Source organism: Enterobacter cloacae complex sp. 2024EL-00214 (assembly GCF_043945575.1).
Lineage (GTDB): Bacteria > Pseudomonadota > Gammaproteobacteria > Enterobacterales > Enterobacteriaceae > Enterobacter > Enterobacter cloacae_P.
In genome coordinates this window covers 119979-132743 of the sequence record NZ_JBIMRC010000003.1, presented here as the reverse complement: position 1 = coordinate 132743, position 12765 = coordinate 119979, and the positions used below count along the sequence as shown (strand labels likewise).

Genomic DNA, 12765 nt, shown 5'->3' with positions numbered 1-12765 from the left:
GGTGACGCTGCGCTTACCGGGCCTACATTAACCGTAGGCCCGTATACGCGAAGCGCCGCCCGGTGGGTTTACGCCTGTTTCTTCGCGGCAGCGTTCGGCAAGAAGCCTTCCAGCACAATTAACGCCGCACCGATGCAGATTGCGCTATCGGCCAGGTTAAAGGTCGCAAAGTGCCAGTCGCCAACGTAGAAGTCGATCATATCGACCACAAAGCCGTGCCACAGGCGATCAAACAGGTTGCCTAACGCGCCGCCAATGATCAGCGCGTAGGCGATGTTATTCAGCTTTTGCGTTGCCTTCGAACGGTACATCAGCACCGCCAGAATCACACAGATACCGATAGCGATACCCGCAAAGAACCAGCGCTGCCAGCCACCGCTGTCAGCAAGGAAACTGAACGCCGCACCGTAGTTGCGCGCATAGTGCAGGTTAAGCGACGGGAACAGCGACACCGTATCCCCCAGAGCGAAGTTCTGGAGGATCAGGAATTTGCTGCCCAGATCAATAATCAGCACCACCACAACCAGCCACAGCCAGCGCAGTCCTGTTGAACAGAGAGATTTACTCATCAGGCAAACTTACGTTGTTCGCCGTCACCGGCGACGTTGCTTACACAGCGTCCGCAGATATCTGCGTGTTCCGCCACCTGGCCGACATCGGTGGTGTAATGCCAGCAACGCGGGCACTTATCACCTTCGGCTTTGCTCAGCGCGACTTTCAGTCCTTTGAGCAGTTCGCTCTGCTGGGCATCAGCAGAAGCGTCGGCATAATCCGCAACTTTTGCACCGGAGGTCAACAGGACAAATCGTAATTCGTCGCCGAGCGCGGTCAGCTTCGCCGCCAGCTCAGGTTCTGCGTACAGGGTTACAGCCGCTTCCAGAGAGCCACCGACTTTCTTGTCAGCACGCGCCTGTTCAATAACCTTGTTCACTTCACCACGTACTTTCAGCAGTTCGTCCCAGAAGGCATCGTTCATCGCTTCAGTGCTGGAGAGATCGAACAGACCTTCGTACCACTCGCCGGTGAAGACATACTTCTCGCGGTCGCCTGGCAGGTAACCCCAGATTTCATCTGCGGTGAAGGACATGATCGGAGCCATCCAGCGAACCAGTGCTTCTGCAATGTGGAACAGCGCAGTCTGGCAGCTGCGACGCGCCACGCTGTCCGCTTTCGCGGTGTACTGGCGGTCTTTGATGATATCGAGGTAGAACGAGCCCATCTCGATGGAGCAGAAGCGCATCAGGCGCTGCACCACTTCGTGGAAGTCGTAAGATTCATAGGCTTTCAGGATATCTTCCTGTGCCGCTTTCGCGCAGCCTACTGCCCAGCGATCCAGTACCACCATCTCTTCCGGTTTCACCATGTCTTTAACCGGATCGAAACCGTTCAGGTTCGCCAGCAGGAAGCGCGCGGTGTTACGGATACGACGATAGCTGTCAGCAGCACGTTTCAGGATCTCGTCAGATACGGCCATTTCGCCAGTGTAGTCGGTAGATGCCACCCACAGACGCAGAATGTCCGCGCCCAGTTTGTTCATCACATCCTGTGGAGACACGGTGTTACCGATAGACTTGGACATCTTACGGCCCTGACCATCTACGGTAAAACCGTGGGTCAGTACCTGACGGTAAGGTGCTTTACCTTTCATGGCGGTGGAGATCATCAGCGATGACATGAACCAGCCACGGTGTTGGTCAGACCCTTCCAGATACATATCGGCAGCGTGACCGGTAAACTCAGGACGTACGTCAACCACGGAAGAGTGCGTAGAACCGGAGTCGAACCACACGTCCAGGGTATCTGGCACTTTCTCGTAGTTGTCTGCGTCAGCGCCCAGGATGTCACGGGAGTCGAGATCCCACCATGCCTGAATACCGTCCACTTCTACACGTTTAGCCACTTCTTCCATCAGTTTCAGGGTATCTGGATGCAGTTCCTGCGTCTCTTTATGGACGAACAGAGACATCGGCACGCCCCAGGTACGCTGACGGGAGATACACCAGTCAGGACGGTTAGCCACCATAGACTCGATACGCGCCTGGCCCCAGTCCGGGATCCACTGCACGCCTTTGATCTCTTTCAGGGACTGCTCGCGCAGGCCTTTCTGATCCATGCTGACGAACCACTGCGGGGTCGCACGGAAGATGATCGGCGACTTGTGACGCCAGCAGCATGGGTAGCTGTGCTGCATTTTTTCGACATGCAGCAGCGCGCCGCGGTCGCGCAGCATGTCAACGATGATGTCATTCGCTTTAAAGACGTTGATACCGTCCAGCGCCGGATACGTGCCTGGCAGGTAAGAACCGTCCGGGCCAACCGGGTTAGCGATTTCCAGACCGTATTTCAGGCTGATGTTGTAGTCGTCTGGGCCGTGGCCGCCGGCGGTATGCACCGCACCGGTACCTGCTTCCAGCGTAACATGCTCGCCCAGAATGGCCGGAACGTCGAAGTCCAGGAACGGGTGTTTGAAGCGCATCAGTTCCAGCGCGTCACCTTTCACGGTGCCCAGCACGGTGTAGTCAGTGATGTTCGCGCGTTTCAGCACGCTTTCAAGGAGATCTTTCGCCAGGATAACCGCCTGACCGTCAACCTGCACCAGAGCGTATTCGAATTCGCCAGACAGGGAGATCGCGCGGTTTGCTGGCAGCGTCCACGGGGTGGTCGTCCAGATAACCAGAGAGATCGGGCCGTTGACAGACGACACGCCAAATTTGGCTTTCACCGCATCCTGATCCACCGCGTGGAACGCCACGTCGATAGACGGAGAGGTTTTGTCATAATACTCAACTTCCGCTTCTGCCAGCGCAGAACGGCAGTCCACGCACCAGTGCACCGGCTTCGCGCCTTTATGCAGGTGGCCGTTACCGATGATTTTACCCAGCGCACGGATGATGTTGGCTTCAGTTTTGAAGTCCATCGTCAGGTACGGGTGCGACCAGTCGCCCAGCACGCCCAGACGGATAAAGTCAGCACGCTGACCGTCAACCTGGGTGGCAGCATATTCGCGGCATTTTGCACGGAACTCTGCAGCGGTGAATTTCTCACCTGGCTTGCCAAACTCTTGCTCCACTTTCAGCTCGATTGGCAGACCGTGGCAGTCCCAGCCCGGAACGTAAGGCGAGTCATATCCCGTGAGTCCTTTAGACTTCACGATAATGTCTTTCAGAATCTTGTTTACAGAGTGACCAATATGAATGCTGCCATTCGCATATGGAGGGCCATCATGCAGAATGAAGGTTTTTTTGCCTTTTTTGGCCGCACGAATGATGCCGTACAGGTCATCATCAGTCCAACGCGCCAGCATTCCCGGTTCGCGCTTGGCGAGATCGCCGCGCATCGGGAACCCTGTTTCCGGCAAATTCAGGGTTGATTTATAGTCACTCATCAGATTCTCGGTTCCGTATTTATCACGTAGGCATTTAAGCCGGGTTCTGTAGCCCAAAAAACTCGCGGGCCGTCAATTCATCTCGCGCAATTTGCGCCTTTAGTTCGTCCAGCGAAGCAAATCGCTGCTCGTTGCGTATTTTTTTACGCAGTATTACATCTATATGGCGACCATAGAGGTCCATTACAACGTCCAGCAGATGCACTTCAAGCTGCTGCCGCACACCCGCGACGGTTGGACGCGTGCCAATGTTTGCCACCCCGAAATAGGGCTTATCACCCAGTCCGGTTACTTCTACCGCATACACCCCTTTAACCGGGGAGACCTGACGACGCAGCGGTATATTCGCCGTCGGGAAACCGATGGTGCGCCCCAGGGCATCACCGTGCACCACGCGGCCTGAAATCGTGAACGGATGCCCCAACAGGGTTTCTGCCGTGTCCAGTTCATCATTGGCCAGCGCCTGGCGCACTGCGGTACTGCTGACGCGTGCACCGCCTTCGCAGAAGGTCATTGCACTGGTGACGTCAAAACCGTACTCCAGGCCAGCCTTCTGTAATAACAAGAAATCGCCCTGACGACCAGCGCCAAAGCGGAAATCATCACCCACTGCGAGAAACTGCACGCCAAGACGCTTGACCAACAGGTCACTGACAAAACTTTGTGCTGTCAGCGCGGCAAAGCGACGATCGAAACGTACACACAGCACGTAATCCACACCAGACTCCGCCAGATAGCGTAATTTCTCACGCAAACGCGTAAGGCGGGCGGGTGATTTATCGCCTGCAAACAGTTCCAGCGGCTGTGGCTCAAAAATCATCACTACCACGGGCAGGCCACGGGCCTTCCCTTCTTTACGCAATCCCTGCAACAGCGCCTGATGACCACGATGCACGCCGTCGAAATTACCAATGGTCAGCACGCACCCGTGCGGGGCTTTACTGAGATTATGTATGCCGCGTATCAGCTTCATGACTGGCTCAAAACAGTGAAAATCGCCAAAGTATACCTTGTACAGCGATTAAGGTTAACCGGCGATTGTTCACACAAAACAGAAAGCCGTAATGATTTCATCATGCTGACCTTTCACAGCGAAAAAATCTGCCCGCGAACTGCGATTTTTATGCCGAAAAGCTGTATTCGCGAGAGACAAGCTGGTAGAATCCTGCGCCATCACTACGTAACGTAGCGTCGCCACATTAACGGCGCTTATTTGCACAAATCCATTGACAAAAGAAGGTATAGAGGGCATATTCCTCGGCCTTTGAATTGTCCACATAGATCATATTTGGGAGTTGGACCTTGGCTAATATCAAATCAGCTAAGAAACGTGCTATCCAGTCTGAAAAGGCTCGTAAGCACAATGCAAGCCGTCGCTCTATGATGCGTACTTTCATCAAGAAAGTATACGCAGCTATCGAAGCTGGCGACAAAGCTGCTGCGCAGAACGCATTTAACGAAATGCAACCAATCGTGGATCGTCAGGCTGCTAAAGGTCTGATCCACAAAAACAAAGCAGCGCGTCATAAGGCTAACCTGACCGCGCAGATCAACAAACTGGCTTAATCGTCACTTGTTGTTGCTTGTTTTAAAAGAACCCGCTTAATGCGGGTTTTTTTATATCTTCAGATTGCCGGTGACGTAAACAGCGCCGAGTAGTCGCGGTTACAGATACGCTGTACCGCAGGGTGCTGAATCATCCTTTCTGCGAATATCGCGTGATACTCTTCCATCACGTTATCTACCCTGCCAATCTCCGTAACTTTGTCATCTGAATAGAGATCGTGCGCGTAAAGCGTCGGTGCAACGAAGATGGCGTTATGCGCTTCACCAAAGGCTTTCATCAGCGCGGCATCATCGAATTCCCCGAGGATCTCCACCTTCAGCCCCTGAGAGTTAAACCAGTTCTGCAGCTTACGCCCAAGCATGGAGCGTCTTCCTGGTACCAGCAAACGGCGCTCTTCCAGACAGGCCGGGAAGGGTTTTTCTGGCGGTGGGTTAATGCACCAGAAACTCACACCACACTCGCCAATTTTCACCGAGAACAACCCTTCCTGCTGCGTGGAGTCGATTGGACAATCCGAGATAATCATATCCAGCTTGTGCTGACTCAGTTGCTCCAGCAGCATCTCATGAGTGGACTCAAAACAGCGCAGGTGGATTTGCTCATCTTCAACCACAGCGGCATCCAGAACGCCGCTCACCAGCCGTTTTGACAGCGCATCTGCCACACCTACATCAAAGAGCAGGTTCGATTCTTTGCGATAGTTGACGATATCCAGCATCTCCTGGCTCAGGGTGAACATCTTGTCCGCGTAGCGAAAAACCAGCTCGCCCAGTTCGCTTGGCTCGATCCCACGGCCCTTGCGTTTGAACAGCTTTCCCTGCAGACGTTCTTCCAGCGCTTTGATTTGCCCGGTGATGGTTTGCGGCGTCAGATAGAGCGCCTCTGCAGCCCCCACGACCGAGCCTTGTCTGTAGACGTGCCAGAAGTAGTAAAGATGGTTGTAGTTCAAATGAGACATTGCGTCTTCGCTCCCTGAGAGTGTATCGGGAGAAGGCTCCCCTTCTCCCGGTATCCTGTTATGCCTGGACAACCTGTCCGGACAATTTTACCTTCAATAACGTATACCCTATTACCGCGGCCAGTAATGACCCGATTAAGATGCCCAGTTTCGCCCAGACAATCAGTTCAGGGGCATGCGCACCAAACGCCAGCGTCGAGATAAAGATCGACATGGTAAATCCAATTCCGCATAGCACACCCACCGCCATAATCTGCTTAAACGTGGTGCCGTGCGGCAATGACGCCATCTTCAGTTTCAGCGCCAGCCAGCAGAACAGGCTAATCCCCAGTGGTTTACCGATAAACAGCCCGGCAATGATGCCCAGTGGCAGCATCGACGTCAGCCCTTCCAGCGTCACCCCTTCCAGAGATACGCCCGCGTTGGCAAAAGCAAACAGCGGCAGGATCATAAAGGCCACCCACGGGTGAAGCACATGCTCCAGCTGTTTGGCGGGTGATTTGCCATCCTGCGGCTTAAGCGGCACGAAGAAACCGACGATCACGCCTGCCAGCGTGGCATGCACACCGGATTTCAGCACCGCCGTCCACAGCACCATACCCACCAGTACGTAGATACCAATACGGCGGACGTTGAAAATATTCAGCAGTGCCAGCACTGCAATGGCACCTGCCGCCACGCTAAGCGACAGAATTGACAGCTCACTGGTATAGAACAGCGCAATAATCACAATAGCGCCCAGGTCATCAATGATCGCCAGCGCCATCAGGAAGATTTTCAGGGCTACCGGCACGCGGCTTCCCAGTAAGGCCAGCACCCCAAGTGCAAACGCGATATCCGTTGCAGCCGGGATCGCCCAGCCGTCGCGAGCCACCGGATCCTGCCAGGTAAACGCCAGGAAGAGCAACGCCGGGACCACCATCCCGCCAATGGCGGCAATGACCGGAAACGCCGCACGCTGACGGCTGGCAAGCGATCCCAGCACCAGCTCACGTTTAACCTCAAGCCCTACCAGCAGGAAGAACACTGCCATCAGTGCATCATTGATCCACAGCAGCATGTTCTTGTGAATTTCCAGCGCGCCAACTTTCAGCTCGACGGGGGTTTCCAGAAATGCGTGATAAAAATCACGCGTGACGCCTAAGTTAGCCAGCACCATCGCGGCCGCAGCGGCGATAATCAGGATGACCCCGCCGGACGCTTCACTGCTAAAGAAACGGTGTAGTAATTTCACTTTAGTTCTCTCTTTTTACAACAATACCTCGATAAAACCATAGTACCAAGTCAGATAGCTCGGCAAAAACAGATTAATATTGAGTATATAATCAGTTTTACCGAGCAATACCCATAAACAGAAAAAGCCCGGAATCGCTTCCGGGCTTTTTGGGAATGAAAACCGGCTAACGGATTAGCGAGTCAAATCATCGAAGAATTTTTTAACACCATCGAAGAAGCTTTTGGAACGCGGGCTATTTTTCTCACCCGTCGGACCGCCGAAGCTCTCCTGCAGCTCTTTCAGCAGTTGCTTCTGCTTGTCGTTCAGGCCAACCGGGGTTTCCACCACGACGCGGCACAACAGGTCGCCCTGCGCACCACCGCGAACGGATTTCACGCCTTTACCGCGCATGCGGAACAGCTTGCCCGTCTGGGTTTCACCAGGCACTTTCAGGTTTACGCGACCATCCAGCGTTGGCACTTCGATTTCGCCGCCGAGAGCCGCCATGGCGAAGTTGATTGGCACTTCGCAGTACAGGTTGTTACCTTCACGCTCAAAGATCGCGTGCTGTTTCACCTGAACCTGGACGTACAGATCGCCCGCCGGTGCGCCGTGCTCGCCCGCTTCACCTTCGCCAGCCAGACGAATACGGTCGCCCGTATCAACACCCGCCGGAATTTTAACGGACAGGGTTTTGGTTTTCTCAACGCGACCGTGACCGTGGCATTTGGTGCACGGATCTTTAATCAGCGTACCGCGACCATGACAGTGTGGACAGGCCTGCTGTACCGCAAAGAAACCCTGACGCATCTGCACCTGGCCGGAACCGTGACAGGTTGGACAGGTTTGTGGCTGCGTCCCTGCTTTCGCGCCGCTACCGTGGCAAACGTCACACTCTTCCAGCGTCGGGATACGGATCTCTTTGGTGACGCCGCGAACGGCCTCTTCCAGAGTCAGATCCATGTTGTAGCGCAGGTCTGCACCGCGCGCGGCGCGTTGACGACCACGGCCACCGCCGAAGATGTCGCCGAACACATCGCCAAAGATATCGCTGAAATCAGCACCGCCGCCAAAGCCGCCGCCACCGAATCCACCGCCGCCCATGCCGCCCTGTTCAAAGGCTGCGTGACCGTACTGATCATAAGCCGCACGTTTTTGTGCATCGGTCAGGATTTCGTAGGCTTCTTTGATCTCTTTGAATTTAGCTTCAGCCTCTTTATCACCCTGATTGCGATCCGGGTGATATTTCATGGCCAGGCGCTTATACGCCTTTTTGATTTCACGCTCTTCCGCTGTTTTGGGAACGCCTAAAATCTCGTAATAATCAAGCTTCGCCATCTTATTTTATCTGCCCCTAACATGCGTGCACGGGCGGAGAGGAAACCTCTTCGCCCGTGCCAGTAATTACCCGTTCAAAGGGCGATTATTTTTTGTCTTTCACTTCTTCGAACTCAGCGTCGACAACATCGTCGTCTTTCGCGTTGTTCGCAGATGCGTCAGCGCCTGCCTGCTGTTGAGCATGCTGCTGCTGAGCGATTTCCATCAGCTTCTGGGAAGCCTGTGCCAGCGCCTGCATCTTCGCTTCGATGTCCGCTTTGTCTTCGCCTTTCAGAGACGTTTCCAGCGCGCTCAGTGCAGCTTCGATAGCCGTTTTGTCTTCCGCCGGCAGTTTATCGCCTGCTTCTTCAACCTGCTTACGGGTGCTGTGCAGCAGATGGTCACCCTGGTTACGGGTCTGAACCAGCTCTTCGAACTTACGGTCGGATTCCGCGTTAGCTTCGGCATCACGAACCATTTTTTCGATTTCAGCTTCGTTCAGGCCAGAAGATGCCTTGATGGTGATCTTCTGCTCTTTACCGCTGTTTTTGTCTTTTGCAGACACGTGCAGGATACCGTCAGCATCGATATCGAAGGTCACTTCGATCTGCGGCATGCCGCGTGGTGCCGGGTTGATACCGTCCAGGTTGAACTGACCCAGAGACTTGTTATCAGACGCACGTTTACGCTCACCCTGAATCACATGGATGGTTACCGCAGACTGGTTGTCTTCAGCGGTAGAGAACACCTGGCTGTGTTTCGTTGGGATGGTGGTGTTTTTGTTGATGAGCGCAGTCATCACACCGCCCATGGTTTCGATACCCAGAGACAGCGGGGTAACGTCCAGCAGCAGTACGTCTTTCACTTCACCGGTCAGCACGCCACCCTGAACCGCAGCACCAATTGCTACCGCTTCGTCCGGGTTAACGTCTTTACGTGGCTCTTTACCAAAGAACTCAGCCACTTTCTTCTGAACCATTGGCATACGGGTCTGACCACCCACCAGGATAACGTCCTGGATGTCAGATACGGACAGACCAGCGTCCTGCAGTGCAACTTTCAGTGGCTCGATAGAACGGTTCACCAGGTCTTCTACCAGGCTTTCCAGTTTTGCACGGGTCACTTTGATGTTCATGTGTTTTGGACCGGTCGCGTCTGCAGTGATGTACGGCAGGTTCACGTCGGTCTGCTGAGCAGAAGACAGTTCGATCTTCGCTTTCTCAGCGGCTTCTTTCAGGCGCTGCATGGCCAGCGGGTCGTTACGCAGGTCAATGCCCTGATCTTTCTTGAACTCGTCAACGAGGTAGTTGATCAGACGGGTATCGAAGTCTTCACCGCCCAGGTGGGTATCACCGTTGGTTGCCAGAACTTCGAAGGTTTTTTCACCGTCAACTTCGTCGATTTCGATAACAGAGATATCGAAGGTACCACCACCCAGGTCGTAAACCGCGATAGTACGGTTACCAACTTCTTTATCCAGACCGTAAGCCAGTGCAGCAGCGGTTGGTTCGTTGATGATACGTTTTACTTCCAGACCTGCGATACGGCCGGCATCTTTAGTTGCCTGACGCTGAGCATCGTTGAAGTATGCAGGAACGGTGATAACCGCTTCAGTTACTGGCTCACCCAGATAATCTTCAGCCGTTTTCTTCATTTTTTTCAGCACTTCTGCAGAGATCTGCGGTGGTGCAGTTTTGGTGCCTTTCACATCAAGCCATGCATCGCCGTTATCTGCAGCAATGATTTTGTAAGGCATGATAGAAACGTCACGCTGAACTTCTTCGTCCTGGAAGCGGCGGCCAATCAGGCGTTTAATCGCAAACAGGGTGTTTTGCGGGTTTGTCACTGCCTGACGTTTAGCCGGCTGACCAACCAGAGTTTCACCATCCTGGGTATAAGCAATGATAGAAGGCGTGGTGCGATCGCCCTCGGCGTTCTCCAGCACGCGTGCAGTAGTGCCATCCATAATCGCTACACAAGAGTTGGTAGTACCCAGGTCGATACCAATAATTTTACCCATCTAAACGTCTCCACTAAAAATTCAGTCAACATGTGGTTGTGTACCTGTAATAAGGGCAGAACGTGCTTTTTCAACTGCCCAGATTTGATTTTTTTCAGGTCCACACACTGCGGTTGCTTACAAGATGGGGTCGCAACGGCATCCATCAAGGGGGAGGGATAAAAAATTTTTTAATTTCACCCCGATGAGATCATAGACGGCATCGATTGCGCCCATTATGATGCCGCGCCCCGTCAGGGAGAATTGACGCGGGATTCACCATTTCACCATATTAATGATGATTTTTCTGAGGACTTATGGGCAACACTAAGTTGGCTAATCCGGCTCCGCTGGGCCTGATGGGTTTTGGCATGACCACTATCCTGCTGAACCTGCACAACATCGGGATGTTCCCGATGGACGGCATTATCCTGGCGATGGGCATTTTTTACGGCGGTATCGCACAAATCTTCGCGGGCCTGCTGGAATATAAGAAAGGCAACACCTTCGGTTTAACTGCCTTTACCTCTTACGGTTCTTTCTGGCTGACCCTGGTTGCCATTCTGCTGATGCCTAAAATGGGTCTGACAGAAGCCGCAAACGCGCACTTCCTGGGCGTCTACCTGGGCCTGTGGGGTGTCTTCACCCTGTTCATGTTCTTCGGTACTCTGAAAGCTAACCGAGCACTGCAGTTCGTCTTCCTGAGCCTGACCGTGCTGTTCGCCCTGCTGGCTGTTGGCCATCTGGTGGATAACGAAGGCATTGTTCACGTGGCAGGCTGGATTGGTCTGGTGTGTGGCGCAAGCGCGATCTACCTGGCAATGGGCGAAGTGCTGAACGAACAGTTCGGCTGCACCATTCTGCCGATTGGTGAAAAACACTGATCTTTAACGTGCCTGCCTTCGCAGGCACGTCATTTCTGTCATATCCCCTGCTTTTCTGCCCCATGCAACTGTTGCGCCGAAGGGCGATAGAACCATATTCCTAATGCCAGCCCCATCAGCGAAAGCGCCAGCACATACCAGGCAGGAGCCATCGGTGAGACCCCCATCAACACGGTGACGACAATCGGCGTCAGTCCACCAAAAATGGCATACGAGATGTTATACGAGAAAGAAATACCGGTGAAACGAACTTCCGGCGGGAATGCGCGTACCATCACGTACGGTACTGCGCCGACAACCCCCACGCACAACCCCACCACACCGTACAGCAGGAACAGCTGTTCAGGATGGCTGCCCGCAAGGTGGTAGAACGCCCAGCTTGATGCCGCCAGCAGCAGGCTTCCAATAATAAAGGTCAGGCTGGCTCCAATACGGTCAATTGCCAGCCCGGCGGCCAGACAACCGAAACAGAGCATAATGGTCGCAATGCTGTTTGCCTGTAACGTCACCGCTGGCGCGAAGCCATACTGTTTTTGCAGCCAGACAGGGGACATCAAAATAACAACCACGATGCCTGCCGACAGCAGCCAGGTGAGGAGCATCGACACCACCACCGCTTTCTTGTGGCGCAGCACAACCGCTTTTACCGGTAGTTCCTGCGCCAGCGCCTTGCGTTGCTGCATTTCGAGGAAAACGGGCGTCTCCTGCAACCAGCGGCGCAAATACATCGCCACCAGGCCAAACGCCCCGCCCAGCAGGAACGGAATACGCCAGCCCCACTCATGCACGGCCTGTTGCGTCATGCTGGTATTCACGATGGTTGCCACCACTGAACCCAGCAAGATCCCGACGGTCAGCCCCGCGGTTAAGGTTCCACAGGCAATACCCATGCGGCGCACCGGAACATGTTCAGACACAAACACCCAGGCCCCCGGCACTTCACCGCCAATTGCCGCCCCCTGAAGAATGCGCATCAGCAACAGCAGTAACGGGGCAAAGATGCCTGCCGTGGCATAGGTTGGCAGCAGACCAATAGCCAGCGTCGGCACGGCCATCAGCAGAATACTGAGGGTAAACATCTTCTTACGCCCGACCATGTCGCCAAAATGCGCCATTACAATGCCACCCAGTGGACGAGCCAGATACCCGGCAGCAAAAATGCCGAAGGTCTGCACCTGGCGCAGCCACTCCGGGATATCCGCCGGGAAGAAAAGCGCGCCCACCACGGCGGCGAAGAAGACGAAAATGATGAAATCGTAAAACTCCAGCGCGCCGCCTAAGGCCGCGAGCGTAAGCGTTTTGTAGTCCTGTCGATTCAGAGGGCGGGGAGAATGTGACATAGCGTACCTTTCAGGCGTTTTTATATTTTTACAGCAATCGTAAAGAAAAAATTACTATACCGTAAAATGTTACGCACGCTATGGCTGATACGACGAATG

General features: G+C 54.0%; 10 protein-coding genes and 1 pseudogene. 2 read left to right on the top strand and 9 right to left on the bottom strand.

All coding sequences use genetic code 11. The features are described 5' to 3' along the window. Positions 1-68 precede the first annotated feature (68 nt). The 4 genes and pseudogenes from lspA to ACHHZ6_RS04815 all read right to left on the bottom strand — a co-directional run. On the bottom strand, positions 69-569 hold the full coding sequence (gene lspA, locus ACHHZ6_RS04830) for a signal peptidase II (RefSeq protein ID WP_182059533.1): 501 nt from the start codon (positions 567-569) through the stop codon (positions 69-71). Continuing rightward, entirely contained in the window at positions 569-3385 is a 2817-nt protein-coding gene (gene ileS / locus ACHHZ6_RS04825) for an isoleucine--tRNA ligase (RefSeq protein ID WP_395121863.1), read from the bottom strand. Before ileS ends, lspA begins: the two co-directional genes overlap by 1 nt. 34 nt (positions 3386-3419) lie before the next feature. Continuing rightward, positions 3420-4358 (bottom strand): bifunctional riboflavin kinase/FAD synthetase, encoded by a 939-nt coding sequence (gene ribF, locus ACHHZ6_RS04820; RefSeq protein ID WP_182273692.1) that lies wholly within the window; start codon positions 4356-4358, stop codon positions 3420-3422. A gap of 7 nt (positions 4359-4365) precedes the next feature. Then, a pseudogene (locus ACHHZ6_RS04815) lies at positions 4366-4572 on the bottom strand (DUF2575 domain-containing protein); the annotation flags it as partial. 115 nt (positions 4573-4687) lie between these two features. Here ACHHZ6_RS04815 and rpsT point away from each other — a divergent pair. Further along, the gene (gene rpsT / locus ACHHZ6_RS04810; RefSeq protein WP_008502037.1) at positions 4688-4951 is read left to right on the top strand and encodes a 30S ribosomal protein S20; all 264 of its coding nucleotides are present in this window, start codon (positions 4688-4690) and stop codon (positions 4949-4951) included. A gap of 59 nt (positions 4952-5010) precedes the next feature. Here the strand turns inward: rpsT and nhaR are convergent, their stop codons facing one another. The 4 genes from nhaR to dnaK form a co-directional block, all read right to left on the bottom strand. Beyond that, positions 5011-5910 (bottom strand): transcriptional activator NhaR, encoded by a 900-nt coding sequence (gene nhaR, locus ACHHZ6_RS04805; protein ID WP_182273691.1) that lies wholly within the window; start codon positions 5908-5910, stop codon positions 5011-5013. 58 nt (positions 5911-5968) lie between these two features. After that, positions 5969-7144 (bottom strand): Na+/H+ antiporter NhaA, encoded by a 1176-nt coding sequence (gene nhaA / locus ACHHZ6_RS04800; RefSeq protein WP_182919384.1) that lies wholly within the window; start codon positions 7142-7144, stop codon positions 5969-5971. Positions 7145-7318: 174 nt separating this feature from the next. Continuing rightward, complete coding sequence (gene dnaJ, locus ACHHZ6_RS04795) at positions 7319-8464, bottom strand: molecular chaperone DnaJ (RefSeq protein WP_395121862.1); 1146 nt, start codon at positions 8462-8464, stop codon at positions 7319-7321. 85 nt (positions 8465-8549) lie between these two features. Then, positions 8550-10463 carry a molecular chaperone DnaK gene (gene dnaK, locus ACHHZ6_RS04790; protein ID WP_182919383.1) on the bottom strand — a complete coding sequence of 638 codons (1914 nt, stop codon included), beginning with the start codon at positions 10461-10463 and terminating at the stop codon, positions 8550-8552. Positions 10464-10759: 296 nt separating this feature from the next. Here dnaK and satP point away from each other — a divergent pair, with 296 nt between their 5' ends. Next, positions 10760-11326 (top strand): acetate uptake transporter, encoded by a 567-nt coding sequence (gene satP, locus ACHHZ6_RS04785; protein WP_196390797.1) that lies wholly within the window; start codon positions 10760-10762, stop codon positions 11324-11326. Between the two features lie 38 nt (positions 11327-11364). Here the strand turns inward: satP and ACHHZ6_RS04780 are convergent, their stop codons facing one another. Continuing rightward, a complete protein-coding gene (locus ACHHZ6_RS04780; RefSeq protein WP_395121861.1) occupies positions 11365-12666 on the bottom strand; it encodes an MFS transporter in 1302 nt (433 codons plus the stop codon). Positions 12667-12765: the final 99 nt, after the last annotated feature.